This is a genomic window from Streptomyces sp. NPDC097640, assembly GCF_040302705.1.
GTDB lineage: Bacteria > Actinomycetota > Actinomycetes > Streptomycetales > Streptomycetaceae > Streptomyces.
Genome location: NZ_JBEOSB010000031.1, coordinates 1 through 23242, shown reverse-complemented (window position 1 = coordinate 23242; position 23242 = coordinate 1). Strand labels below are relative to the sequence as shown.

Below are 23242 nucleotides of genomic sequence, written 5' to 3'. Positions count from 1 at the left end.
TGTGCTGGGGATCGCGGCAGGCGGGGTGGATGGTGACGCAGGCCACAGTTTTGCGGGAATGCTCTGCTGAGATTTACTTGTTCGGACAGGCAATGGCGTCACGCCCCGTGGCGCTCCTCCGTGAACAAGGAATGTGATCATGGCGACGGCATTTGATCCGTACGACCTGGGCGGCAAGCCCCTGGCCAACCGCATCGTGATGGCCCCGATGACCCGCAGCCGCGCGTACGGCGCCGGGGCGACCCCGACGGACCTGATGGCGACCTACTACGCGCAGCGCGCCGGCGCCGGGCTGATCGTCACCGAGGGCACGCAGCCGTCGGTGGTCGGGCAGGGCTACCCCGACACCCCGGGCCTGCACTCCACGGAGCAGGTCGAGGCCTGGCGCAAGGTGACCGACGCCGTGCACGACGAGGGCGGGGTGATCTTCGCGCAGCTGATGCACACCGGCCGTATCGGCCACCCCAGCCTGCTGCCGGACGACCAGCTGCCGGTCGGCCCCTCCGCGGTGGCGCCGCAGGGGCAGGTGTTCACCCATGAGGGCCCCAAGGACTTCGTCACCCCCAAGGAGCTGACCGAAGCCGAGATCACCCGGACCGTCGACGAATTCGCCACCGCCGCGCGCAACGCGGTGGCCGCGGGGTTCGACGGCGTGGAGATCCACGGCGCCAACGGCTATCTGGTCCACCAGTTCCTCGCCCCCAACGCCAACCGGCGCACCGACGTCTGGGGCGGCTCGGTCGACGGCCGTATCCGCTTCGCCGTCGAGGTGGCGACCGCGGTGGCCCAGGCCATCGGCGGGGAGAAGGTGGGCTTCCGGATCTCTCCGGGCAACCCCTACAACGACATCGCCGAGGACGACCTCCAGGAGACCTACGGCGCCCTGGTGGCGCAGCTCGCCCCGCTGGGCCTGGCCTACCTGCACCAGATGGAGGCCCCGGGCGTACGCGACCTGACCCTCCGCCTGCGCAAGGAGTGGCCCGGCACCTTCATCCTCAACCCGTTCACCGGCACCGACCCGACCGGCCCGGACGAGCTGGGTCTCGTTGAGGACGGCACGGCGGACCTGATCGCCTACGGCGCGCTGTACCTCGCCAACCCCGACCTCCCGGCCCGCCTCGCCGCCGGCGGCCCGTTCAACACCCCCGACCGCGCCACCTCCTTCGGCGGCGACCACCGCGGCTACACCGACTACCCCAGCCTCGGCTGACTTCCTGCCCGAACAGCTAAGCGTGTCGTGTGCGGCGGGCGCCCGCCGGGTGGCCATTCCCAGAGCGGAACACTTTCGGGCGCCCGCACCCCCGGCACCACGGCAACTGCTCACCGCTGGCAGGGCCCGTGGCAACGAGGCGACCGGACAGCGGATCTATGCCGATCTCCCTCACCTCCCAGCCGCGCGCGGTCAGCCCGGCGGTGACGGTGCGGGTGATCTCCTCCATGGGGGCAGGGTTCTCCGTCGCGACGTCGAGATCCTGGCTGAGGCGGTCGACCAGACCGTGCGCCTGCACGGCGTGCCCGCCGGTGATGACCAGTGGGTAGACGGCGCCGATGGCCAGGACGTCGGATAACAGGCGGCGGTGTAAGTCGCTGAGGTTCACGCCGCGGCTGCCGGGCGAGCGGAGGCCGGCTCGGAGAAGGCGGCCTCCCACACATCGCGGATCGTGCGGCTGATCAGCGTGCGAAGGACGGGCCATTGACCGATCAGGAGGTCCCGGTTCAGCAGGGCGATGAGGTCGTTGTGCTGCCCTTCGGCCAGCACCGTGCGGTACATGTTCATCCGCGACCGCGGCCTGTCGAGATCGAACCGCGTCAGCCCGGACCAGGCCACATGCAACGGCAGCTGAACGGAGCCATGCGCCGGCCCGGTCAGGTCGCTGAGCGAGCCGGGAAGCCTTCTCGTATAACGCTGTCGCAGCACCTCTGCGGCGGGCAGTGGCGGTTCGGCGGCAGACATCGTGGACCCAGGTACGGACCGTCGCTCTCGTGCTCCCAGGACCAGTCGCAGTCCAGCTCGTCGAGGACGCACTGCTGGAGGGCCGGCGCCGCTACCGCCGAGCGTCCGACCGCGACGGTGGCGGCGGTAGCGGCGGTCTGCGCGTCATCGGCACTCAGCTTCCGCGCGACGGCGTCGTAGCAGCGGGACGCCTCCTGAAGCAGGCGCGGGACCGCGTCCGTCTCCGCGTCGTCGATCAGCCGCTCGTTGCTGTCGCGGAGCAGCGAACTGGCCTTGATCAGCAGCGCGTTCGTCGCGTACTCGTCATCCGTCATGGAGCTGCACGGAGGAGTTTGCCGAGGATCGTGCTCAGCTGGCCGCGCTCGTCGGGGGTGAGGGCGCGGAAGGTGTCCTCCAGGAACGCGGGGATCGAGGCCTGGGCCTCGGCGAGCCGTCGGCGGCCCGGGTCGGTGATGGTGACGGCGTAGGAGCGCCGGTCGCGGGGGTTGCGCTCCCTGCGGATGTGGCCCGACTGCTCCAGGTCGTCGCAGATGCTGACCATGACGCTGCGGTCGATCCGCAGTTCCTCGCTGAGTGCCTGCTGGGAGCAGGGGCCGACGGCGTCGAGCATCTGGAGCACGAGGTGTTGCCCGACGCCGAGCCCTTCCCCGGTGGCGTGCGCGTCGGCGGCGCGGGACACGGCGGCCGAGGCCCGGCACAGGGCGATGTCCAGCCGCTCGGCGGCGAGTTGCGCGAAGTACGCGGGCCGGGCGCGGTCGGCCGCTCTGTTCGTCGTCGCCATCGCTCTCCTCTTCCGGTGATCCCTCAGGCTACAGCAGCTTAATCTACCCGAAGATTGTTTGACAGCAGATGATTGACGGCCATACGGTCCAGATCGTCTGCCCGTCAATTGTTTGCATCCAGATGGAGGCACGTCATGACGCTGGATCTCACCCCTGATGAGCTGCTGAGCACGACCCGCGCGGTACGCAAGCGCCTGGACCTCACCCGCCCGGTGCCCCGGGCCCTGATCGAGGAGTGCGTGGACCTGGCCGTGCAGGCGCCCACCGGGCGCAATCGGCAGCGCTGGCACTTCCTCGTCGTCACCGAGCCGGAGCAGCGGCGGGCGGTGGCCGACATCTTCCTGCGCGCCCTGCCGCTGACCACCGGGCAGCCGCTGACCGAGCGCGACATGTGGCGGATGAACTATCACGCGCGCTCCACCGAGCGGGTCTTCGACGGCCTGCGTCACCTGGCCGACAACATCCACCGGGTGCCCGCGTTCGTCATCCCCGGCGTGGAGGGGCGGACCGACCGCGCCCCGGTGGCCGTACAGGCGGGGGCGTGGGGGTCGATTCTGCCCGCGGTGTGGAGCTTCATGCTGGCCGCCCGGGCGCGCGGCCTGGGCACGGTGTGGACCACCGCGCAGGGGCCGCTCGAACGCGAGCTGGCTCAGGTGCTCGGCGTGCCGTACGAGCAGGTCATGCTGGCGGCGTTCATCCCGCTGGCCTTCACCATCGGCACCGACTTCAAGCCCGCGCCGCGCATTCCACGGGAGAAGGTCCTGCACTGGCAGCGGTGGTGAGCGAACAGGCGCCCGGACCGTGGCGGGCCAGCATCGCGGACTGGGAGGATTCGCGGACCACAGGAGAGGGAGGGGGCATGGGTGTGACCGTGCTTGTTTTGTCCGGCATCGTCGTACTCGCCGTCGGAGGGTGCGTCTGCGTCGTGTGGGCGGCGCGGGGCGGCCCGCGCTGGGTGCGCGCGGCGGCTGCCACGACTCTGGCGGCGGGCGAGTTGGTGCGCAAGGCGGAGCGTAAAGACCGGCGCCGGAACCAGAGCGAGAGCTCAGGCGACGAGTAGGGGCACGCGAGGGACCGGCGCCGGACCGTGAGCCGGGTCAGGCGGCGCCGGTTCGCGCCGCGGTGACCACCACCGCGGCGTACCGCATCGTGAAGCCGCCGCCCATCGCGTCGATCGCGGCCCCGGTGCCGGTCAGCAGTTCCTCCAGCTTGCCCGGTGGCATCTGGCTCGCGTCGCCGCCGGTACGGAGCTGATCCAGCCACTCCTCCCGGGTGTAGGCGCGCTCCCAGTCGAACCGCCGCTGCTCCGGCTCGCCGAACGCGCCCGTCTGCCGTATCCCGTCGACCGCCCTGGTGAACAGCGCCGAGTAGGGGTCGAGCGCGGGCTTCGCCCAGGGGTTGCGGGGCGATTCGGGCAGGACCTGGCGGTAGACCTCGGCGAAGGCTTCCGCGTTGTCGGGCGAGGGCTGGAATACGTTCCAGAACACGGCCAGTTGGCCGCCGGGCCGCAGCACCTCGGCTGCCTTGGCCGCTCCGGCGACCGGGTCGATCCAGTGCCAGGTCTGGGCGGCGATGACCGCGTCGAAGGTCCGGCCGGCCGGGTCCCAGGCCTCGAAGGCCGCCACCTCGACATCGAGCCCGCCGCTGCCGCGCGCGAACTCGGCCATGCGGGCGTCCACGTCGACGCCCAGCACCGTGCAGCCGGCCGCCTGGAACTGGCGGGCCGCGATGCCGGTCCCGACGCCGACGTCGAGGACGTCGGGTCCGGGGCTCGCGGCGGTGATCGCTTCCACCATGGCGTCGGGGTAGCGGGGCCGGGCCCGGTCGTAGCGTTCGGCGTCCGAGCCGAATGACTCCGCCATCTCGCGGGCGTGATGGGGCTCGCGTGGTGAATCTTGAGTGGGCATGTGCCCACTATGAGTGGGCGGTCGCCCACTCGTCAACCGGGTACAGTCCCACCGAGGCGAGGAGGAGGTGCGGAGGATGCCGACGGGAGTCGCTCTGCGCGATGCGCGCGAGCAGCTGTTCGGCGCCGCCGAGCGCGTCCTGCTGCGGGACGGGCCCAGCGCGCTGACCAGCCGGGCGGTCACCACGGAGGCGGGCTGCGCCAAGGGGGTCCTGCACCGGCACTTCGCCGACTTCGACGCCTTCCTCGCCGAGCTCGTGCTCGACCGCATCGCCCGGCTCGACCACCAGGCCGCCGCCCTGCGCGAGTCCGCCGGGACCGGCACCGTCGCCGACAACCTCACCCGCGCGCTGACGGAGCTGTTCGGGTCGGTCGCCGTGGCCGTCGTCGGCCTCGTCATCTCCCGCGACGACCTGCGCGCCCGGCTGCGCGAGGCCAGGCCGACCGGGATCCCGTTGCTGACCGAGGCCGCCGCCATGGTCGCCGGCTACCTCGCCGCCGAGCGCGACCTGGGCCGTGTCGTGGCGGACGCGGACGTCGACACGCTCGCCCCCACGCTGATCGGGGCCGCGCATCTGCTGTTCGCCGACCGTAAGGGCACCCCGCCCGAGGCCGACGCCGTCCGCAAGGTCGTGATCACGGTCATCGCCGGGCAACACCGGGCGACTGCCTGAACGTTCGACACGTCAGCCGCGCCTGTGCGACGATCGCCGCGACAGAATCCATGAGGTTCGTCGACGCCAGGTTGGTCGGTGGAGCGCGTCGGCGTGCTCGCTCGTCGCGAGCACGGCCCGGCTCCGCCCTGCGCGTTTGTCAGGTCGTACTCGGGACCGAGCCCGTCCCGAAAAGGACCATTCATGACCACCGACCACTTCGAAATGACCGACGGCGACTACGTTCCCGATCCCGAGCGCGATACGGCGATGCTCATCGCCGGATTCTTCGACCACATCTCCGCGAGGCTGCGGCAGCAGGAGCTTCCCGAGAGCCTCATCTCCGCGATGCGCGAGCAGCACGCGGAGCTGGAGGCGGAGAACGCGCACATGGTCGTCGACGAGCCTTCGCTGTACAACCTCCGCATCACCGTGGCGGTGATCGCGGCGTACGAGGAACTGCTCCCGCACCTGGGCAGCGAAGCCGCCGTCCGCGCGGTGCGGGACGCGCTGGTCGAGCCGCTCGGCGACGCGGTGTACGCGAGCACCCGGGCCATGCTGGACGTCGCGCCGGATCCGTTCCGGGCGATGGTGGACGTGTCGCGGGCCCGTGAGAAGTACGCCTTCGGGAAGACCTTCACGTTCCGGCGCACTGCCGATGACGACCGGCGATATCTGCTGGACATTCACCGGTGCTTCTATCACGACGTGCTCAAGGCGAATTCCGCTTCGGAGCTGACACCTGTCATGTGCGCGTTCGACGGGAACTGGATCGAGGCGATCGACCCGGATCGGCACGGGTTCCGCTTCGAGCGTGACACCACGATCGGCCTGGGCGGTTCCCACTGCCCGTTCCACTTCACCCGCACGGCGCCGTAGGGGGTCTCCGGGGGGCTGATCGGTTCAAGTAAGTCAAGACTTACTATCTCGGGGATTCAACCGCATAGTGGTGCGGCTGAATCCCCGAGAGGAGCCCTGTGTTGTCGCAGGCCATCGACACCGCCGTGCGGCGCCAGGTCGAGTCCGAGCAAACCCATGTGTCCGCCCTGTACGAACTGATCGACAAGCGGATCGCCGAGGCGCAGGCGCAGCTGGCGGAGGTGCTGAAGGCACCGGCCGACAGCGCGGGCGAGGTGTACGAGCGCGAGGTCGCCGCCGCGCGGCTGGCGCGGGAGGTGAGGCGGCTGGAGGGGGCCGATGAGGGGCTGGTCTTCGGCCGGATCGACGGGGCCGACGGCACCGCGCTGCGCATCGGCCGCCTCGGCCTGCACCCGGACACGGACACCGAAACCGAAACCGGCGAGGACGACCTGCCGCTGCTCGTGGACTGGCGCGCACACGCGGCTCGGGCCTTCTACGAGGCGACGCCGATCCACCAGATGGGCCTGCGGCGCCGCCGTCATCTGCGCCTGGAGGGCCGCACGGTGGCCGCGGTGAGCGACGAGCTGCTGGACGGCTCCGAGCCCACCGCCGACGACGTCGTGGGCGACGGCCCGCTGACGGAGGCGCTGCGGGCGCGGCGGACCGGCAGGATGCGGACGGCGGTCGCGACGCTCCAGGCGGAGCAGGACGAGATCGTCCGGTCCCCGCACCGGGGGGTGACGGTGGTGCAGGGCGGCCCCGGCACCGGCAAGACGGTGGTGGCGCTGCACCGGGCGGCGTATGTGCTGTACGCGTTTCCGCGCGCTGCCGAGCGCGGTGTCCTGGTGCTCGGGCCGAACGCGCGGTTCCTGGACTACATCTCCCAGGTCCTGCCCTCACTCGGCGAGAACGATGTCGTCCTCGCCACATCCCAGGAGCTGGCCGGAGCCGACATCGTGCCCAGCGCCGTGGAGCCGCTCGACACGGCCCGCCTCAAGGGCGGCCCCGCGATGGCCGACGCGCTGGCGGACCTGGTGCGCGCCCGGCAGGCTCCGGGCGGTGACTTCACCGTGCGCGTGGGGCAGGAGTGGGTCCGCCTGGCGGACGCGGACGTCGCGAGGGCGCGCGACGCGGCCGTGGCGGCCGGACTGGGGCACAACCCGGGGCGCCAGGTGTTCAAGGAGCTGTTGGCCGACGCCGTCACGGACGAGCTGGAGCGCAGCGGGGCCGAGACCATGGAGCGCATCGATGCCGAGGTGGCGCAGCTCACCGGCCTCGACCTCGACAAGGCCGCCGCGGCCGACCTGCGCCGGCTCGGCCTGGACGACGCACCGGCCGGGGAGTCGGCCGACGAGTTCGACGCGGCCGCCGTCCGGGCGAACCTCCTGGACGACGCCCACTTCGACCGCGCCGTGGAGTCGCTGTGGCCGCGGCTCGCGCCCGACGAGCTCGTACGGGCCCTTCTGTGGCAGGTGCTCGGCGAGTGCGCCGACGACGAGCGGTCCCGGCTGCTGCACGCTCCGGACGCGGACGCGGACGCGGACGCCGACGCCGACGCCGACACGGACGCCGACGGCCGACCGTGGACCGACGCCGACGTGCCGCTGCTGGACGAGGCGGCGAGCCTGCTCGACGGCCCGCCGGAGCGGACGTACGGGCATGTCGTCGTCGACGAGGCGCAGGAGCTGACCGCCATGCAGTGGAGGATGGTCGTACGCAGGTGTCCGGCCAGGTCGATGACGCTGGTGGGAGACTTTGCCCAGGCGGGCCCGGTGTCGACGGCGCGTGACTGGGAGCAGGCGCTGACCCCGCATGTCGGCGCGCGGTTCACCCTGCATACTCTGACCGTCAGCTACCGCACCACGGAGGAGATCCTGGCCACCACCCGGCACCTGCTGGCGCGGATCGCCCCCGGCCAGACGCCGAGCCGGTCGATCCGCCGTGGCGAGGCACCCCGCACCCGCACCGCGCCACCGCACACGCTCGCCGCCACCGTCGCCGACGAGCTCCGGGCCCAGGCCGCGGCGCACCCGGACGAACTGCTCGGGGTGATCTGCGCGGACACCAGGCTGGACGAGCTGACGGCCGTGGGAACCGAGACGGGGGCGCGCCTCGTTCCGGCGTCGGAGGCGCGCGGCCTGGAGTTCGACGCGGTCGTCGTCGTGGGCCCGGAGGAGATCACCGAGGCCCGCCCCGGGGGAGAGCGGGACCTGTACGTGGCCCTCACCCGGGCCACCAAGCGGCTTTGCACGATCGCCATCCGGCCCGTGTGAACCACAAAGCACAACCCATAGAAGAGAGCGAAATGGCAACCGATTACGACAACCCACGCAAGACCGAAGAGGCCGAGGCCGACAGTATCGAGGAGCTCAAGGCCCGGCGGAACGACTCGTCGGCCTCGGCGGTCGACGTCGACGAGTTCGACGCCGCCGAGGGCCTGGTGCTGCCGGGCGCCGACCTCTCGGGCGAGGAGCTGGCCGTCCGGGTGCTGCCGAAGCAGCAGGACGAGTTCACCTGCATGAGCTGCTTCCTGGTGCACCACCGCACCCGGCTGGCCGGCGAGCGGAACGGCGCGCCGATCTGCCGCGACTGCGACTGAGACTGAGACCGAGGGGGGAGGGGGAGGCGGCCATGGCCGGGGGCGAGCCGCCACCCTCCCGGCCGGGGGTCAGGGCTTGTAGATCTTGCCCGCCTCGGGCTTGGCCGGGGCCATCAGCTCGGAGACGGTGACGACCGTGTAGCCGCGCTTCTTGAGCCCGTCGAGGATCCCCGGGACGGCGGGCACGGTCCCCTTGTAGATGTCGTGCAGCAGGATGATGCCGTCGCGGTCAACCTGGTCGAGCACCCGCTTGGTGATGAGCGCGGAGTCTGTCGTCTGGTAGTCCTTCGCGGTGACGCTCCACAGCACCTGGGCGATGCCCAGTTCACGGCAGATCTTGGTGACGCGCTCGTCGGTGCGGCCCTGCGGCGGGCGCATCAGCAGGGGCTCCTTGGAGCCGGTGATCTTGGAGACGGCGTCCTGGGTGCGGGTGATCTCATCACGCACCTCGTCGTCGTCCGCCTTGGTCAGGATCTTGTGCGTCCAGGTGTGGTTGGCCAGCTCATGGCCCTCCGCCGCGATGCGGCGCACCAGGTCGGGGTACTTGACGACATGCTTCTTGCCGAGCATGAAGAAGGTCGCGTGGGCGTTCTCCTTCTTCAGGATGTCCAGCAGGCGGGGGGTGTTCTCGCTGGGCCCGGCGTCGAAGGTGAGCGCGACGCACTTGGCCTTGGAGCAGTCGACGGCCCCGGCCTCGACCTCTTTCCCGTCGACCGAGGCGCGCTCGCGGACGCTGCTCGGCGCGGTGCTGTCGTACGAGGCACCGCAGCCGCCGAGGGCGAGCGTGAGGGAGGCGGCCGCCAGGAGCCCGGCTATCGGCTTGGCTATGCGCTTCCGGTCCGTTGATATGTTTTTACGTCTATACACACGGTGTAGACGCGGCCACCAGCACAAAGGTTCGCGCCGTGATCAAAAAGCGATCAGGCAGCGACCTCCGCGACATCACAGCGATCGGGCCAGCCGGAATCCCAGGTCGTCGATGCGCAGCGTCGGATGGCTCTTGCGGCGGCACGACGCCCGGCATCCGCGGGGCGGGTCGTACGCCCCTCCGCCACGGAAGACCCGGTACGGGCCGTAGACGCCGGGGTCGTACAGGTCCCAGCACCACTCCCACACATTGCCGATCGTGTCGTGGAGGCCCCACGCGTTGGGCGCTCTGGTCGCCACATCGCGCACCCGGTCGCCGGAGTTCCCGCGATACCAGGCGATCTCGTCCAGTTCGCCGTAGCGCACGCCGGGGTCCCCGGCCCGGCAGGCGTACTCCCACTCCGCCTCGGACGGGAGGCGGTAGCCGTCGGCCGACCAGTCGCAGCGCACGTCCCGGGCGTCGGGGTCCCTCTCGTCGCCCAGCGAGTAGCAGGGGGTGAGTCCGCTCACCTCCGAGAGGAGGTTGCAGAACCGGATCGCGTCCGTCCAGGAGACCTCGGTCACCGGCGTCCGCGGCCCCGCCGCACTCGCGGGCGCCTCGCCCCGTACGGCGCGGTACAGCTCGCGGGTCACGGGATGCGGTGCCAGCCGGAAGGCGGGGACCTCGGCGGTCCAGTCCGTCCTGGTTCCCTCGTCCCGCAGGACGATCTCCCCGGCGGGGATCTCCACCATGTTCGCGATCATGTGCAGGCTCAGATTCAGATCCAGATCCATGGAGGCCGTGGCGGGAATCGAACCCACGTAACTCGCTTTGCAGGCGAGCCCCTAAACCACTCGGGCACACGGCCGATGTCGTGCTCGTGTCCTCGACGATAGGGGCGGGTCCGGGGCCCCACAACGGCGTGGCGGGCGCTGCCACGCGACTGACATACGGCGTTCATGAACGGCCCGCGCGGCCCTCAAGGAGCATCGAGGAACTCCTCGACCACCGGGCGGAACAGCTCCGGCTCGTCGACCCACGGGTAGTGCCCGACCCCGTGCAGCGGCCGCACCCGCCCGTGCGGGAAGGACTCCGCGACCAGCTCACCGGCGCGCATGCCGGTCACCGCGTCCCGGTCCCCGGTCACCACCAGCACCGGGCACGGCACCTCGCGCAGCCGCACCAGCACCGCCCGCCGCGCCGCCTCGTCCACGCCCTGCCAGAAGCCCGCGCGCGGCACCGGCCCCAACTGCCCGCCCTCGCTCGCGGCGTGTGCGCGCTGGGGCTCGTCCCAGCGGCCGTACGCCATGGGGGCGGCCTGGAGCAGCAGCTGACGCACCTCGTCCATGTCGGTGGTGTCGGGCAGCAGTTGGACCGCGACATAGGCGTCGGGCCACCACGGCTCGGTGGCGCGGGCCTCGAAGATCTCGCGGGCGTCCTGGGGGAGTTCGCCCTGCATCCGCGCGCCGGGGCAGACCAGGACCAGGTGCGTCAGCCGCTCGGGGTGGGCCGCGGCGTAGGCCTGGGCCGTCGCGGCGGCCGCGTCGTGGGCGAGGAGCGCGAACCGTTCGAGCCCCAGGTGGGCGCGGAGCGCTTCGAGGTCCTCCGCCAGGCCGGGGAAGGAGTAGCCGCTCGGCTCGGCGGCGGGCGGGGAGCCGCCGGTGCCCCGGCTGTCGGGGATGATCAGGGTGCGGTGGCTGTCCAGCCCGCCGAGGTCGCCCAGATACGCGGCGTCCCGCCCCGGCCCGCCGGCCAGGCAGACCAGCGGCGGCCGGGCGGCTCCGTCGCCGGTACGGGCCTCAAGGGCGCGGTAGGCGAGTTCGGCGTCGTCGTACGAGGTGTAGTGGGGCATTGATCCAGCTTGCCCGATTCCCGGTTCATGAGGGCTGACCCCCACGTCACGAGGGCCCGGCCGCCGCCGCGTCGAGCAGATCCCGCGTCAGGTGGTGCAGGCGCAGCGCCGCATCCCGGTCGAACGCGGGGCCGGACAGGGCCAGTCGGCGCTTGGTGCGGTAGGCGGTGAAGGGATCGCCGGGTGGGTCGTCCAGGAGATCGGTCATCGGGACGACGGCTTTGGCGACGGAGGTGGCGAAGACGGCGAATGAGGCCTTCGCCACGGGGCGGATCGGCCGGGGGAGGTGGGCCGGCATTCCGGTCGACACGACGCCCGGGTTGTAGCCGATGTAGCGGATCGGGGTGTCGGGGTACAGCGCGGCGAAGGCCACACCGAGCAGGTCGTTGGCGCGGAAGGACTGGAGGGTGGCCTTGGTTCCGCTGTAGCGGCGGGCCAGTTGCGGGTCGTCCCAGTGGATCCGGCCCAGGGGGACGCCGGGGGTGCCGACGTTCATGACGACCGGCCATGGCGCGGGCTCCAGGAGCTTGCGCAGGCCATGGCTGAGGACGTGGCGGCTGAGGTACGCGAGCGCGAAGCTGTGCTCGAACCCCTCGTGGGTGGTGGTGCGGGGGCCGAAGAGGCGGTAGCGCTGGGCGCACAGGATCAGCTTGTCCACGGTGGGACAGATGTCCTCGAGCGTGGCGACGAGGTCCATGGTCGCCCGTACGGAGGTCAGGTCGGCGCGCAGGAAGGTGGCGCGGTTGCCGTCCGCTGCCTCCGAGAGGAACGCTTCGCCCTTGGCCGGGGTGCTGCCGACCGCGATGACCCGCGCGCCTTCGCGCAGATAGTGCAGGGCGAGCCCCTTGCCGAGCCCATCCGTCCCCCCGGTGATGACGACCGTTTGCATGCCCGACTCCCCTTCGTAGGCGCACCGGCTCCGCTATCCGGATATGACGTATCCGCTTACTCGTGCGACGGGACCGTATCACGAAGCGGATATGCTGTATCCGCTATGGAGAAGGAAACGAGGGACGACGGGGCCCCTGTCGGGGCGGGGGCGCGCCGGCCGCGGCGGGACGCCGAGCTCAACCGGCGGCGCATCATGCAGGCCGCGCGGGAGGTCTTCGCCGCCCGGGGGCTCCAGGCCACCCTCAATGACGTGGCCCACCACGCCGGGCTCGGCGTCGGCACCGTCTACCGCAAGTTCCCCGACAAGGAGACGCTCGCGGTGGCCGTCTTCACCGGCGAACTCGACGAGATCGCGGAGATGGCGCGCGCGGCGCTGGCCCAGGACGACGCCTTCGCCGCCCTGGCCGGATTCATGGAGGGGGCGCTGGAGCGGGCCGCGCACAACCGCGGGCTGCGCGAGCTGATGCGCCGCGGGGAGTTCGGGGGCGAGGGGTTCGCGCGCGCCCGGCGGGAGATCGCCGGGCACTGCGAGAGCCTGATCGACCGGGCCCGCGCGCAGGGCGCGCTGCGCGAGGGTGTCACCGCGGCCGATATCGCGCCGATCGCCGCGATGATCGACGCTGTGATGGCCCTTCCGGAGTCAGGGTCTTCCGCGCTGTGGCGGCGCTACTTGGCGATCATCCTCGACGGACTGCGCGCCCGGCCGGCGGGGCAGCCACCGCTTCCCTGAGGGTTTCCGCGTCCAGGCCCGCCTCGTCGAGCACCGCCGCGGCCACTCCGCGGCCGATCCGGGCCAGGCCGAGGAGCAGATGGTCGCAGTCGATGTGCGCCGAGCCCGCCTCCTCGGCCTGCTCCTCCGCGAGGGCGATGGCCTTGCGGGAGTAGGGGGTCCAGGCGATCCGCTCGGCCGCCTGCGACGCCCCCATGCTCAGCCGGTCCCCGACGGTCCGGTGCAGGGCCTCGGGTGAGGCGCCGGCGGCGCCCAGGAGGCGGGTGGCGCTGTTGTCCTCGGCGGTGAGGCCCCACAACAGGTGCTCGGTGCCGATGTAGTTGTTGCGGTGCTGCACCGCGGCCCGCTTGACGTGCGTCATGGCCTGGCGGAGGTCTTCGCTCATCGTCTCGGGGTCGTACCGCTTGTGCGGAGCGTGGAAGCGCTGCTGCGCCGCCTGCCGGGTGACGCCGAGGGCCGTTCCGATGTCCGTCCATGAGCGGCCGTGCATCCGGCAGTGCTCGACATAGTCCTCGACCAGGTCGTCGGCCAGGGCCTGAAGCCGCCCGGCCAGGTCCGCCGCGGTGGACAGGAGGGCCAGCCAGTCGGGCTGTTCCTGCCCGCCGGGACGGTGGGCGGTGGCGCAGGTGCGGTCGACTTCCGCGATGAGATCGTCCAGATCTGGAACCGTCATGAGGCAAGTACGCCTTGACAATTCAAGATTGTCAAGGCGTACTTGCGTTGATGGAAGATCCAAAAGCGGGGGAGCGGAGATGTCCTCGGGGTCCAAATTCCGCTTATGATTCGAGCGTGTTCGATTCCCGGCACATCAGGACCTTCCGCGAGGTGATCCGCGCCGGCTCGTACTCCGCGGCCGCCCGCGCCCTCGGCTATACGCAACCGGCGATCACCCAGCAGATGAAGGCGCTCGAACGGGACGTCGGCAGCCCGCTCTTCGTCCGCGTCGGGCGCGGCATGCGGCTCACCGAGGCCGGGGAGACCCTGTCCCGCCACGCCGACGTCATCCTCGACTCCATCTCCGCCGCCCGGCAGCAGCTGAACGCCATCACCCGGCTGCGCACCGGCCACGTACGCCTCTGCGGCTTCCCCAGCGCCAACGCCACCCTCATACCCGAGGCGATGGCCCGGCTCGCCGCCGCGCACCCCGGGGTGCGCGTGGAACTGCTCGAAGGCGAGCCGCCGGAGTCGCTGGGGCGGGTGGCGCGCGGCGAGTGCGACATCACGCTCGCCTTCACCTACCCCGGCCTGCGCGAGGAGGTCCCTCCCGAACTGGTCGAGATCCCGCTGCTCGAGGACCAGCTGACGGTGCTGCTGCCCACCGGCCACCCGCTGGCCCGGCGGCGGGCCGTCAAACTCGCCGACCTGAGCGGGGAGCGGTGGATCGCGGGCTGTCTGCGCTGCCGCGCCAACTTCCTGCACGAGTGCGCGGAGCAGGGGTTCGCCCCCGACATCGCCTTCACGACGGACGACAACCTGGTCATCCAGAGCATGGTCGCGGCCGGGCTCGGCGTCGCGATGATGCCCGGCCTCGTCCTCTCCTTCCTCTGCCACCAGAAGGTCACCGGCCGTGCCCTGGAGCCCGCGTCGCGCCGCCATGTCTCGGCGTATGTGCTGCGGGAGCACCTGCGGGTGCCGGCCACGGAGGTGGTGCTGGAGGAGCTGAAGGCGGTGGCGGCGAACCGGGTCGGCTGCTGATATAAGCAGAGGTTGAGGTTTGCGAAGAAACCGTCGTTGGACGTGATGGATCGGGCGGCAGGACGCTGCGTCCATGACCACTCCGACCGCCCCCGCACCACCGGCCATCCGCCGCACCCCGCGCGCCGGCGCGTTCGTCGACGAGGTGCGCGAGGCCGTCGGGCGCGGCCTGGCGCCGGAGCTGACGGCGCATCTGGTGGCCGAGCGCCTCGCGCCCCACCTCGGCGCGCCCGATCTGCTCACCGCGGAGCAGCGGCGGGGCGACCCCGCGAGCTACCGCCAGCACCTGCTGCACGCCGAGCCCGACGGCAGCTTCTCCGTCGTCGCCCTCGTCTGGCTGCCCGGCCAGCACACCGCCATCCACGACCACGTCTCGTGGTGCGTGGCCGGTGTCCACGAGGGCCAGGAGCGCGAGCGCCGCTACCACCTCGTCCCCGACGGCGTCGGCTCCCGCCTGGTCGCGGTGGCGGAGGTGACCAACCCGCAGGGCTCGGTGGCCGGGTTCGCGCCGCCGGGAGATATCCACAGGGTGTGGAACGCGGGCGCGGGTGCGGCGATCTCCCTCCACGTGTACGGCGCGGATGTCGGGCGGCTGGGCAGCAGCGTCCGGCGCGTGTACGCGCCCCCGAAGGGCGAGGCGCTGTGAGGCCGCGCGGCCGACGCGGGTGGGCCGGGCCATGGCGCTGACGGACGAGCGCGGCGGCTCGCCGGGCGGGTTGCCGGGCGGTTCGCGGGGCGGTTCGCCGGGCGCCCCCGACCTGGGCACCCCGGTCCAGGCCCCGGCTCCGGTCCAGGCCCCGGCCCCGGCCTCGGCCCCGGTCCCGGCGACCGCGCCCCCGGCGCGGCGCCGCGCGGCGCGGATTCGTGCCCTCTTGCCCGGGTTCGGGCTCGGTGGGCTCGGGGTGGGCGCGGCGTGGGCGGCGCATCTGGCGCTGCCAGGGGTGCCGATGCTGACCTTCGCCGTCGTGCTGGGCATCCTCGCCGCGCATCTGCCGGGCGCGCGCGGGCTCGTACGGGGTGCCGGGCGGGCCGGGCTGTCGTTCGCCGGGAAGCGGCTGATGCGCCTCGGCGTGGTGCTGCTCGGGCTCAAGCTCAGCCTGGACGACGTGCTGGGCCTCGGCTGGGCGAGCGTGGCGATGGTGTGCGCGGTGGTCGCGGCCACCTTCTTCGGCACGTGGTGGCTCGGCCGCCGGATCGGCCTGCGGGGCGATCAGCCGCTGCTGATCGCCACCGGCTATTCCATCTGCGGCGCGTCCGCGATCGGCGCGGTCAGCGAGGTGTCGGACAGCGACGAGCGCGACGTCGCGACATCCGTGGCGCTGGTGACGCTGTGCGGCACGCTGGCCATCGCCGTACTGCCGCTGCTCCAGCACCCGCTGGGGCTGGGCGACGCGCAGTTCGGCCGGTGGGTCGGGGCGAGCGTGCACGACGTGGGGCAGGTCGTGGCCGCCGCGCAGACGGCCGGGCCGTCCGCGCTCGGCGAGGCGGTGCTGGTGAAGCTGATGCGGGTGGCGCTGCTCGCGCCGCTCGTCGCGGCGGTGGCCGTCTCGGTACGGGCCCGGCGGGCCCGGGCGGCCCAGGCGGCCCAGGAGCAGGACGAGGATGCCGGAGGCCGCGGCGGCCGCGCGCGGCGGCCACCCCTGGTGCCGCTGTTCGTCCTCGGCTTCCTGGCCATGGTCGCCCTGCGCAGTACGGATCGGCTTCCGTCCGCCGCGCTCGACACCGCCGCGACCACCCAGGAACTGCTGCTCGCCGCCGCCCTCTTCGGTCTCGGCAGCGCGGTGCACCTGCCCTCGCTGGCCCGTACGGGCGGGCGCGTGGCGGCGCTCGGGCTGTGCGCGTGGGTGGTGGTCGCGGGGGTCGGCTACGGCGGCGTACTGCTGACGACGTAGCGCTTCACGAGGAGATCGCGGGGGCCGGGCCCACGAGGGACCCCACGAGCCTCGGGCCGCCTCACGACGCGTAGATCTCGGTCATCTCCGTGATCTTGCCGTTGGAGTCGACCTTGACCTCGTAGAAGTTCAGGCCCCAGCAGTCGCCGGCGTCCGCCTTCGCCTGCCCGCCGTCGTACTGCCTGCCCTTCGGGTCCGCACAGGTCTTGATGTGCGCGATGCCGCCGTTCTGGGCGGTGAGGGCCTTCTGCGCGGAGTCCTTCCTGCTGATGATCGTCACCTTGGAGCCGGCCGAGGCGACGGAGTAGGTGTGCAGCGCCCCGACCGCCTGGTACGCGCCCTGCTGCGAGGTCGTGTTGCAGCGCCGCTTGGCGTTCTTGGCGATGATGTTGTTCATCGCGCCTTCGACGTTGTTGACCCAGATCACCTTGCGGCCGTTGGTGCTCGTCGAGCAGCCACTGTTGCTCGTCCTGCTGCTCCTCTTGATCCTCTTGCTGTACTTCCCCTTCTTCGTGCTGCCGGACTTCTTCGCGGAGTGGCTCCTCGAGGAGTGCGAGCTGCCGCTGCTGCCGCCGCTGCAGGCGGTGAGGGTGAGTGCTGCGGCGACAAGCATGGCAGTGGCGAAAACTGGGCGGATAGAAGACACAATTCCCCCGTGGTGCGGGCCTGGACGTCCGCGACCAGGCACGGAGTGAGGCTGAGGTCGGGCGTCGCGAAAAGGCGGTGTGACGATCTGGCCGAAAGTCTATGAGCGTGGGCATGGCGGGCCGATGGGGCTTACCGAATCCTGGGTGTCCGGTTTCCAATCTGTGACGATGATCGCGGCGGGTTGCCGAGCCTAGGGCCGAGGGCGGACCGCATCTCCGTCCCGCGCCAGGTGTGTCCCTTGGAAACGCCTCTTACGCTGGCGTAATGACCGCTATCGACCCGTGCGACCGCGACACCGACGTCGCGGACAGCCCCTCCGTACCAGCCGGAACCAGTGCCCATGCCCATGCCCATGCCCATGCCGAAGCCGAAGCCGACGGCGGGGGCTCCGTACTCGGCAAGCGCTACCGCGCCCTCACCCTCGGCATTGTGTCCGTCGTCTCCCTGATCGCCTTCGAGGCGAGCGCGGTCAACACGGCGATGCCGGTCGCGGCCCGCGCCCTCGACGGGGTCGAGCTGTACGCGTACGCCTTCTCCGCGTACTTCACCGCGAGCCTGTTCGCGATGGCGCTGTCGGGGGAGTGGTGCGACCGCCGGGGGCCGCTCGTCCCGCTGTTCGCCGGGATCGCGGCCTTCGGGGCCGGTCTTGTGGTGTCCGGCTCGGCGAGCGAGATGTGGATGTTCGTGGGCGGGCGCGGGGTGCAGGGGATCGGCGGCGGGCTGGTGATCGTCTCGCTGTACGTCCTGGTCGGCCGGGCCTATCCACAGCGGCTCCAGCCCGCCGTGCTGGCGTCCTTCTCCGCCGCCTGGGTGCTGCCGGTGATCATCGGCCCGCTGATCGCCGGGACGGTCACCGAGCGGGTCGGGTGGCGCTGGGTCTTCCTGTCCATCCCGGTGCTGATACTGCTGCCGCTCGCCGTGATGCTCCCGGCCCTGCGCAAGGTGGAGCGGGGCGAGCGTTCCCCGGCCATGAACCGCCGCCGCATCCTCCTCGCCCTCGCGGTCGCGTCCGGCGCGGGGCTGCTCCAGTACGCGGGCCAGGACCTGGCCTGGGTCTCCCTGATCCCCGCCGCGGCGGGCCTGGCGCTGCTCGTCCCGTGCATCCTGCGACTGCTGCCCCGGGGCACCTTCCGGGCCGCCCGCGGGCTGCCGTCCGTGGTGCTGCTGCGCGGCATCGCGGCGGGCGCCTTCCTCGGCGCGGAGAGCTTCATCCCGCTGATGCTGGTCACCGAGCGCGGCCTGTCCGCCACGGCGGCCGGCCTCTCGCTCACCGGTGGCGGCCTGACCTGGGCCCTCGGCTCGTACACCCAGAGCCGCCCGCGCCTGGAGCCCTACCGCGAGCGGCTGATGGCGGGCGGCATGGTGCTGATCGCCACATCCATCGCCCTGGTCCCGCTGGTGCTCGCCGACTCCGTCCCGGCGTGGCTGGTCGCGGTGGCGTGGGTGCTCGGCGGCTACGGGATGGGGCTGGTCATCTCCAGCGGCAGCGTGCTGCTCCTCAAGCTCTCCGGCCCCAAGGAGGCGGGCAGCAACTCCGCCTCCCTCCAGGTCTCCGACGCGCTCGGCAACATCACGCTGGTGGGGCTGAGCGGGGTCCTGTTCGTGGGCTTCGGCGGCGGCTCGGTGGCCGCAGCGGACCACACGGCCGCCGCGTCCGCCACGGCGGGGACGGGGCACGCGGGGGCGTTCGCGGCGGTGTTCGTCGCGATGGCGGCGGTGGCCCTGCTGGGAGCGGTGGTGACGACGCGGCTGCGGCCCGCCGCGGAATAGTCTGGTACCACTTTGGCCCCATCGCGGTACCGTCCTGGTATGGCAATGAATCTCCGTCTGCGCGACGACCAGCAAGAGGCGCTCAAGCGGCGGGCTGAGGAGGAGGGCCGCAGCATGCACGCCATAGTGCTTCGGGCGGTCGACCGGTATCTGGAGCAAGAGGCTGACCGGGAATCCGTCCGGCGCCTGGGGGCGAAGTACGCGGCACGCCACGCGGACCTGCTGCGGAGGCTGGGGGAGTAGGTGAAGTACCTGGCGGTCCAGGAAGTGCTGGACCTCACGGAAATGGCCTGTGGCGGGCAGCAGGTCGCCGTGCGCGACCTGGGGTTGCTGAGCTCGGCGGTGCACCGCCCGCAGTCGCAGATGTTCGGCATCGAGGCGTACTCCGACCTGTTCGAGAAGGCGGCCGCGCTGTTTCAGTCGCTCGCTGTCAACCACCCGTTGGTGGACGGCAACAAGCGGATGACGTGGATGTCCACGGTCGTCTTCCTCGACATCAACGGCACGGAGATGCTCGACGTCGACCAGGACGAGGCGTACAAGCTCGTCGTCGGCGTAGCCTCGGGTGCGATCGAGGACGTCGACGACATCGCGGCCGGACTGCGCGCGCTGCACGCGGCGATGTGAGCTGAATCCCACCTCCGGGTGGACCCGGGGCGTAGCCCCCAAGTGTGAAGGACGGCACCGGTAGGCTGACGCGGTCCCACCCCCCGCCGACCCAGCCCGACGGAGCCCGTGACTACCACCGCCGCCTCCACCACCAGCCATCACCTCTCGCCCGCCTTCCCCGGCCGCGCCCCCTGGGGCACCGCGAGCAAGCTGCGCGCCTGGCAGCAGGGCGCGATGGAGAAGTACGTACAGGAGCAGCCCCGCGACTTCCTCGCGGTCGCCACGCCCGGCGCCGGCAAGACCACCTTCGCGCTGACGCTCGCCTCCTGGCTGCTGCACCACCACGTCGTGCAGCAGGTGACCGTCGTCGCGCCCACCGAGCACCTGAAGAAGCAGTGGGCGGAGGCCGCGGCCCGGATAGGGATCAAGCTGGACCCGGAGTACAGCGCCGGGCCCGTCGGGCGGGAGTACCACGGCGTCGCCGTCACCTACGCGGGTGTCGGCGTCCGCCCGATGCTGCACCGCAATCGCTGTGAGCAGCGCAAGACGCTGGTCATCCTCGACGAGATCCACCACGCGGGCGACTCCAAGTCCTGGGGCGAGGCGTGCCTGGAGGCGTTCGAGCCGGCGACCCGCCGGCTCGCGCTGACCGGCACCCCCTTCCGGTCCGACACCAACCCCATCCCCTTCGTCATCTACGAGGAGGGGAACGACGGCATCCGGCGCTCGTCCGCCGACTACACGTACGGATACGGCAGCGCCCTGAACGACGGCGTCGTCCGGCCGGTCATCTTCCTCTCCTACAGCGGCAACATGCGCTGGCGGACCAAGGCGGGCGACGAGCTCGAGGCCCGGCTGGGCGAGCCGATGACCAAGGACGCCGTCTCGCAGGCCTGGCGCACCGCGCTCGACCCGCGCGGCGACTGGATGCCGAACGTGCTGCGCGCCGCGGACCAGCGGCTCACCGAGGTCCGCAAGTCCATCCCGGACGCGGGCGCGCTCGTCATCGCGACCGACCAGGACTCGGCGCGCGCCTACGCCAAGCTGATCCGCGAGATCACGGGCACCAAGGCCACGATCGTGCTGTCCGACGACTCGGGCGCCTCGCAGCGCATCGAGGACTTCACCCACTCCGAAGACCGGTGGATGGTCGCGGTCCGCATGGTGTCGGAGGGCGTGGACGTGCCGCGCCTGGCCGTCGGCGTCTACGCCACCACCATCTCCACCCCGCTCTTCTTCGCGCAGGCCGTCGGCCGCTTCGTGCGGTCCCGGCGGCGCGGCGAGACCGCCTCCGTCTTCCTGCCCACCATCCCCATGCTGCTCGGCTTCGCGAACGAGATGGAGGTCGAGCGCGACCACGTCCTCGACAAGCCCAAGAAGGAGGGCGAGGAGGAGGACCCGTACGCCGAGGAGGACAAGCTCCTCCAGGAGGCCGAGAAGCAGCAGGACGAGGACACCGGCGAGCAGGACATGCTGCCCTTCGAGGCGCTGGAGTCGGACGCGGTCTTCGACCGGGTGCTCTACGACGGCGCCGAGTTCGGCATGCAGGCGCACCCGGGGAGCGAGGAGGAGCAGGACTACCTGGGCATCCCCGGGCTCCTGGAGCCCGACCAGGTGCAGATGCTGCTCCAGCGGCGGCAGGCGCGGCAGATCGCGCACAGCCGCAAGAAGCCGGACGCCGAGGCCGATCTGCTGGAACTCCCGGCGGAGCGGCGGCCGGTGGTCACCCACAAGGAGCTGCTCGAACTGCGCAAGGAGCTCAACTCCTTGGTCGGGGCCTACGTCCACCAGAGCGGCAAGCCGCACGGGGTGATCCACACCGAGCTGCGCCGGGTGTGCGGCGGGCCGCCGAGCGCGGAGGCGACGGCCGGGCAACTCCGGGAGCGGATCAAGAAGGTCCGGGAGTGGGCCACGCGGATGAGGTGACGGCGGTACGGCGGTGACGGCGGTATGCCTGCGGAAGGGCTTCTCCGTATCCGTAAGCCCTTCCGTCTCACCCTTCCGCCTCGCCGTGGGCCGCGTCGGCCCTGACCTTTTTTCGCCCGTCAAACCAGGGCAAACGCGTACCGTCCCGGCGTGCGCGAGGCCCTCCGCCCGGCAGCCTCGCTCGGATTCTGGACAAACTCTTCCGCTTAGCGGACCGGCTCGCTACCGTTCCGGCCAACGCACACGCCCCGTGGCAGTGCCGCCGCGGAGCGCAGCCGGTGTGCGACCACGACCGGCGGCCTCTGGCGCGCCGTCGTCGGGACCGGCGGCGCCCCACCGCGAAGAGCCGCCACTCATACGGAGGAGGGGGCGTCGTGACCGCGGAGACCTCACAGACGCTCGACCGGGGACTGCGCGTCCTCAAACTGCTCGCCGACACCGACCACGGGCTGACCGTGACCGAGCTGTCCAACAAGCTCGGCGTCAACCGCACCGTGGTGTACCGCCTGCTGGCCACGCTCGAGCAGCACTCCCTCGTACGCCGCGACATCGGCGGCCGCGCGCGGGTCGGGCTCGGCGTGCTCCAGCTCGGCCGCCAGGTCCATCCGCTGCTGCGGGAGGCGGCGCTGCCCGCGCTGCGCGCCCTCGCCGACGACATCGGCGCCACCGCGCACCTCACCCTGGTCGACAGCACGGAGGCGCTGGCCGTCGCGGTCGTCGAGCCGACCTGGACCGACTACCACGTCGCCTACCGGGCCGGCTTCCGGCACCCCCTGGACCGCGGCGCCGCGGGGCGGGCGATCCTGGCCGCCCGCTCGGGCCGCGACGGCGACCCCGGCTATGTGCTCACCCACGGCGAGCTGGAGGCGGGCGCGAGCGGCGCGGCCGCTCCGCTGGTCGGGGTGACCGGGATCGAGGGCAGCGTCGGGGTGGTGATGCTCTGCGACGCGGTGCCGGAGCGGGTGGGGCCGCGGGTGGTGGACGCGGCGCGCGAGGTCGCGGACGCCCTGCGCTGACGGTCTGCGCCGCTGCTTGGTGCCGGACCCGCCTGGCGCCAGCGGCCTGGTCGCGGGACGCCGGCTGTTGATCGGTGACGGCGCCTACCGCGGCGCACCGGAGGTCATCACCAGCCGGAACTTGCCGAATGCGGGGTAAGCCTGACGTTTAACGTCCCCGTCCGAAATCGGACTTGAACTTGGTCGCTCACCTGGGCATTCGCCGGACGTGGCGGTAGACCCGGCCTGATCCTGTGCTCCGACCAAGGATGCACGTGATCAGACCGGGGCCATGAGATGAGTGTGCTGCGACAGCCGGATATGCTGTTCAACCCTTGGCTGGACGAAGCCGCGGCTGCGCAGTCCAAAAGCGGCCGACCGCTGGACCTGGCTGGTCATCACCGCCCACACCCAGATTCGCCTTGCCCGGCCCATGGCCGTCGATCTGCGCCGTCCGTGGGAGAAGCCGACCGAGCCGCACAGGCTCACCCCGGCGCGTGTCCGCAGAGGGTTTCGGAACCTCCACGCGAAGACCCCGAGGCTGTCGCACGACTCCCGGCCCCCGAAGGTCAAGAGCGATTCGCTGTTCGGTTCCGAAGTCCTTGGGGGCAACGGAATCTTGCCTAGTGGGG

General features: G+C 71.7%; 26 protein-coding genes, 1 tRNA gene and 2 pseudogenes. 17 read left to right on the top strand and 12 right to left on the bottom strand.

Features of this window, described 5'->3' with window-relative positions:
• The first annotated feature begins 139 nt into the window (after window positions 1-139).
• On the top strand, window positions 140-1210 hold the full coding sequence (locus tag ABTY62_RS37295) for an alkene reductase (RefSeq protein WP_352133833.1): 1071 nt from the start codon (window positions 140-142) through the stop codon (window positions 1208-1210).
• A 106-nt stretch (window positions 1211-1316) separates the two neighbouring features.
• Here ABTY62_RS37295 and ABTY62_RS37290 read toward each other — a convergent pair.
• The 4 genes and pseudogenes from ABTY62_RS37290 to ABTY62_RS37275 form a co-directional block, all read right to left on the bottom strand.
• A pseudogene (locus ABTY62_RS37290) lies at window positions 1317-1598 on the bottom strand (nucleotidyl transferase AbiEii/AbiGii toxin family protein); the annotation flags it as partial.
• Entirely contained in the window at window positions 1595-1954 is a 360-nt protein-coding gene (locus ABTY62_RS37285) for a hypothetical protein (RefSeq protein ID WP_352133832.1), read from the bottom strand. The gene ABTY62_RS37285 and the pseudogene ABTY62_RS37290, both read right to left, overlap by 4 nt.
• Window positions 1867-2268, bottom strand: a complete 402-nt coding sequence (locus ABTY62_RS37280) for a hypothetical protein (RefSeq protein ID WP_352133831.1) — start codon at window positions 2266-2268, stop codon at window positions 1867-1869. Before ABTY62_RS37280 ends, ABTY62_RS37285 begins: the two co-directional genes overlap by 88 nt.
• The gene (locus tag ABTY62_RS37275; protein WP_352133830.1) at window positions 2265-2735 is read right to left on the bottom strand and encodes a MarR family winged helix-turn-helix transcriptional regulator; all 471 of its coding nucleotides are present in this window, start codon (window positions 2733-2735) and stop codon (window positions 2265-2267) included. Before ABTY62_RS37275 ends, ABTY62_RS37280 begins: the two co-directional genes overlap by 4 nt.
• Before the next feature lie 135 nt (window positions 2736-2870).
• Here ABTY62_RS37275 and ABTY62_RS37270 point away from each other — a divergent pair, with 135 nt between their 5' ends.
• Entirely contained in the window at window positions 2871-3518 is a 648-nt protein-coding gene (locus ABTY62_RS37270; protein ID WP_352133829.1) for a nitroreductase family protein, read from the top strand.
• A gap of 77 nt (window positions 3519-3595) precedes the next feature.
• On the top strand, window positions 3596-3796 hold the full coding sequence (locus tag ABTY62_RS37265; protein WP_352133828.1) for a hypothetical protein: 201 nt from the start codon (window positions 3596-3598) through the stop codon (window positions 3794-3796).
• A 37-nt stretch (window positions 3797-3833) separates the two neighbouring features.
• Here the strand turns inward: ABTY62_RS37265 and ABTY62_RS37260 are convergent, their stop codons facing one another.
• The gene (locus tag ABTY62_RS37260) at window positions 3834-4643 is read right to left on the bottom strand and encodes a class I SAM-dependent methyltransferase (protein ID WP_352133827.1); all 810 of its coding nucleotides are present in this window, start codon (window positions 4641-4643) and stop codon (window positions 3834-3836) included.
• 76 nt (window positions 4644-4719) lie between these two features.
• Here ABTY62_RS37260 and ABTY62_RS37255 point away from each other — a divergent pair, with 76 nt between their 5' ends.
• The 4 genes from ABTY62_RS37255 to ABTY62_RS37240 all read left to right on the top strand — a co-directional run bounded on the left by ABTY62_RS37255 (window position 4720) and on the right by ABTY62_RS37240 (window position 8755).
• The gene (locus ABTY62_RS37255; RefSeq protein ID WP_352133826.1) at window positions 4720-5316 is read left to right on the top strand and encodes a TetR/AcrR family transcriptional regulator; all 597 of its coding nucleotides are present in this window, start codon (window positions 4720-4722) and stop codon (window positions 5314-5316) included.
• 183 nt (window positions 5317-5499) lie between these two features.
• Window positions 5500-6174 (top strand): L-2-amino-thiazoline-4-carboxylic acid hydrolase, encoded by a 675-nt coding sequence (locus ABTY62_RS37250; protein ID WP_352133825.1) that lies wholly within the window; start codon window positions 5500-5502, stop codon window positions 6172-6174.
• 101 nt (window positions 6175-6275) lie between these two features.
• Window positions 6276-8429 carry a HelD family protein gene (locus ABTY62_RS37245; RefSeq protein WP_352133824.1) on the top strand — a complete coding sequence of 718 codons (2154 nt, stop codon included), beginning with the start codon at window positions 6276-6278 and terminating at the stop codon, window positions 8427-8429.
• 32 nt (window positions 8430-8461) lie between these two features.
• Window positions 8462-8755, top strand: coding sequence for a DUF4193 domain-containing protein (locus ABTY62_RS37240; RefSeq protein ID WP_311727355.1), 294 nt, complete (start codon window positions 8462-8464; stop codon window positions 8753-8755).
• A gap of 69 nt (window positions 8756-8824) precedes the next feature.
• Here ABTY62_RS37240 and ABTY62_RS37235 read toward each other — a convergent pair whose 3' ends face one another.
• The 5 genes from ABTY62_RS37235 to ABTY62_RS37215 all read right to left on the bottom strand — a co-directional run bounded on the left by ABTY62_RS37235 (window position 8825) and on the right by ABTY62_RS37215 (window position 12343).
• A complete protein-coding gene (locus ABTY62_RS37235; RefSeq protein WP_352133823.1) occupies window positions 8825-9622 on the bottom strand; it encodes a polysaccharide deacetylase family protein in 798 nt (265 codons plus the stop codon).
• A 75-nt stretch (window positions 9623-9697) separates the two neighbouring features.
• The gene (locus tag ABTY62_RS37230; RefSeq protein WP_352133822.1) at window positions 9698-10396 is read right to left on the bottom strand and encodes a formylglycine-generating enzyme family protein; all 699 of its coding nucleotides are present in this window, start codon (window positions 10394-10396) and stop codon (window positions 9698-9700) included.
• Window positions 10396-10470: transfer RNA gene (locus ABTY62_RS37225), tRNA-Cys, on the bottom strand. The genes ABTY62_RS37230 and ABTY62_RS37225 overlap by 1 nt, the downstream gene beginning before the upstream one ends.
• Window positions 10471-10581: 111 nt before the next feature.
• The gene (locus ABTY62_RS37220) at window positions 10582-11454 is read right to left on the bottom strand and encodes an alpha/beta fold hydrolase (RefSeq protein WP_352133821.1); all 873 of its coding nucleotides are present in this window, start codon (window positions 11452-11454) and stop codon (window positions 10582-10584) included.
• Between the two features lie 46 nt (window positions 11455-11500).
• A complete protein-coding gene (locus ABTY62_RS37215; RefSeq protein ID WP_352133820.1) occupies window positions 11501-12343 on the bottom strand; it encodes an SDR family NAD(P)-dependent oxidoreductase in 843 nt (280 codons plus the stop codon).
• 105 nt (window positions 12344-12448) lie between these two features.
• Between ABTY62_RS37215 and ABTY62_RS37210 the strand changes: the two genes are divergently transcribed.
• Window positions 12449-13075: a TetR/AcrR family transcriptional regulator gene (locus ABTY62_RS37210; protein WP_352133819.1), complete on the top strand. Its 627-nt coding sequence runs from the start codon at window positions 12449-12451 to the stop codon at window positions 13073-13075.
• On the opposite strand, the gene ABTY62_RS37205 is transcribed toward ABTY62_RS37210, so the two are convergent.
• Complete coding sequence (locus ABTY62_RS37205; RefSeq protein ID WP_352133818.1) at window positions 13023-13748, bottom strand: Clp protease N-terminal domain-containing protein; 726 nt, start codon at window positions 13746-13748, stop codon at window positions 13023-13025. The two genes, ABTY62_RS37210 and ABTY62_RS37205, sit on opposite strands and share 53 nt — an antisense overlap.
• A 116-nt stretch (window positions 13749-13864) precedes the next feature.
• On the opposite strand from ABTY62_RS37205, the gene ABTY62_RS37200 reads away from it, so the two are divergent.
• From ABTY62_RS37200 to ABTY62_RS37190, 3 genes are all read left to right on the top strand, one after another.
• Window positions 13865-14770 (top strand): LysR family transcriptional regulator, encoded by a 906-nt coding sequence (locus tag ABTY62_RS37200; RefSeq protein WP_352133817.1) that lies wholly within the window; start codon window positions 13865-13867, stop codon window positions 14768-14770.
• Between the two features lie 73 nt (window positions 14771-14843).
• Entirely contained in the window at window positions 14844-15416 is a 573-nt protein-coding gene (locus ABTY62_RS37195; RefSeq protein WP_352133816.1) for a cysteine dioxygenase family protein, read from the top strand.
• A gap of 31 nt (window positions 15417-15447) precedes the next feature.
• Complete coding sequence (locus ABTY62_RS37190; protein ID WP_352133815.1) at window positions 15448-16662, top strand: YeiH family protein; 1215 nt, start codon at window positions 15448-15450, stop codon at window positions 16660-16662.
• A gap of 61 nt (window positions 16663-16723) precedes the next feature.
• Here ABTY62_RS37190 and ABTY62_RS37185 read toward each other — a convergent pair whose 3' ends face one another.
• On the bottom strand, window positions 16724-17275 hold the full coding sequence (locus tag ABTY62_RS37185) for a hypothetical protein (RefSeq protein ID WP_352133814.1): 552 nt from the start codon (window positions 17273-17275) through the stop codon (window positions 16724-16726).
• A gap of 299 nt (window positions 17276-17574) precedes the next feature.
• On the opposite strand from ABTY62_RS37185, the gene ABTY62_RS37180 reads away from it, so the two are divergent.
• From ABTY62_RS37180 to ABTY62_RS47620, 6 genes and pseudogenes are all read left to right on the top strand, one after another.
• The gene (locus ABTY62_RS37180) at window positions 17575-19080 is read left to right on the top strand and encodes an MFS transporter (protein ID WP_352133813.1); all 1506 of its coding nucleotides are present in this window, start codon (window positions 17575-17577) and stop codon (window positions 19078-19080) included.
• Between the two features lie 45 nt (window positions 19081-19125).
• Window positions 19126-19323, top strand: a complete 198-nt coding sequence (locus tag ABTY62_RS37175) for a CopG family transcriptional regulator (RefSeq protein ID WP_352133912.1) — start codon at window positions 19126-19128, stop codon at window positions 19321-19323.
• A complete protein-coding gene (locus tag ABTY62_RS37170) occupies window positions 19324-19707 on the top strand; it encodes a type II toxin-antitoxin system death-on-curing family toxin (protein WP_352133812.1) in 384 nt (127 codons plus the stop codon).
• A gap of 108 nt (window positions 19708-19815) precedes the next feature.
• Complete coding sequence (locus ABTY62_RS37165; protein ID WP_352133811.1) at window positions 19816-21615, top strand: DEAD/DEAH box helicase; 1800 nt, start codon at window positions 19816-19818, stop codon at window positions 21613-21615.
• Window positions 21616-21989: 374 nt separating this feature from the next.
• Complete coding sequence (locus ABTY62_RS37160) at window positions 21990-22631, top strand: IclR family transcriptional regulator (protein WP_311727342.1); 642 nt, start codon at window positions 21990-21992, stop codon at window positions 22629-22631.
• Window positions 22632-22926: 295 nt separating this feature from the next.
• Window positions 22927-23242: pseudogene (locus tag ABTY62_RS47620) on the top strand (hypothetical protein); the annotation flags it as partial.

Excerpts from the sequence above, each read along its gene's own strand:
- ABTY62_RS37295 (WP_352133833.1), top strand. The coding sequence starts at position 140 with ATGGCGACGGCATTTGATCCGTACGACCTGGGCGGCAAGCCCCTGGCC.
- ABTY62_RS37285 (WP_352133832.1), bottom strand. The coding sequence starts at position 1,954 with ATGTCTGCCGCCGAACCGCCACTGCCCGCCGCAGAGGTGCTGCGACAG.
- ABTY62_RS37280 (WP_352133831.1), bottom strand. The coding sequence starts at position 2,268 with ATGACGGATGACGAGTACGCGACGAACGCGCTGCTGATCAAGGCCAGT.
- ABTY62_RS37275 (WP_352133830.1), bottom strand. The coding sequence starts at position 2,735 with ATGGCGACGACGAACAGAGCGGCCGACCGCGCCCGGCCCGCGTACTTC.
- ABTY62_RS37270 (WP_352133829.1), top strand. The coding sequence starts at position 2,871 with ATGACGCTGGATCTCACCCCTGATGAGCTGCTGAGCACGACCCGCGCG.
- ABTY62_RS37265 (WP_352133828.1), top strand. The coding sequence starts at position 3,596 with ATGGGTGTGACCGTGCTTGTTTTGTCCGGCATCGTCGTACTCGCCGTC.
- ABTY62_RS37260 (WP_352133827.1), bottom strand. The coding sequence starts at position 4,643 with ATGCCCACTCAAGATTCACCACGCGAGCCCCATCACGCCCGCGAGATG.
- ABTY62_RS37255 (WP_352133826.1), top strand. The coding sequence starts at position 4,720 with ATGCCGACGGGAGTCGCTCTGCGCGATGCGCGCGAGCAGCTGTTCGGC.
- ABTY62_RS37250 (WP_352133825.1), top strand. The coding sequence starts at position 5,500 with ATGACCACCGACCACTTCGAAATGACCGACGGCGACTACGTTCCCGAT.
- ABTY62_RS37240 (WP_311727355.1), top strand. The coding sequence starts at position 8,462 with ATGGCAACCGATTACGACAACCCACGCAAGACCGAAGAGGCCGAGGCC.
- ABTY62_RS37230 (WP_352133822.1), bottom strand. The coding sequence starts at position 10,396 with ATGGATCTGGATCTGAATCTGAGCCTGCACATGATCGCGAACATGGTG.
- ABTY62_RS37220 (WP_352133821.1), bottom strand. The coding sequence starts at position 11,454 with ATGCCCCACTACACCTCGTACGACGACGCCGAACTCGCCTACCGCGCC.
- ABTY62_RS37215 (WP_352133820.1), bottom strand. The coding sequence starts at position 12,343 with ATGCAAACGGTCGTCATCACCGGGGGGACGGATGGGCTCGGCAAGGGG.
- ABTY62_RS37210 (WP_352133819.1), top strand. The coding sequence starts at position 12,449 with ATGGAGAAGGAAACGAGGGACGACGGGGCCCCTGTCGGGGCGGGGGCG.
- ABTY62_RS37205 (WP_352133818.1), bottom strand. The coding sequence starts at position 13,748 with ATGACGGTTCCAGATCTGGACGATCTCATCGCGGAAGTCGACCGCACC.
- ABTY62_RS37195 (WP_352133816.1), top strand. The coding sequence starts at position 14,844 with ATGACCACTCCGACCGCCCCCGCACCACCGGCCATCCGCCGCACCCCG.
- ABTY62_RS37190 (WP_352133815.1), top strand. The coding sequence starts at position 15,448 with ATGGCGCTGACGGACGAGCGCGGCGGCTCGCCGGGCGGGTTGCCGGGC.
- ABTY62_RS37185 (WP_352133814.1), bottom strand. The coding sequence starts at position 17,275 with ATGCTTGTCGCCGCAGCACTCACCCTCACCGCCTGCAGCGGCGGCAGC.
- ABTY62_RS37180 (WP_352133813.1), top strand. The coding sequence starts at position 17,575 with ATGACCGCTATCGACCCGTGCGACCGCGACACCGACGTCGCGGACAGC.
- ABTY62_RS37175 (WP_352133912.1), top strand. The coding sequence starts at position 19,126 with ATGAATCTCCGTCTGCGCGACGACCAGCAAGAGGCGCTCAAGCGGCGG.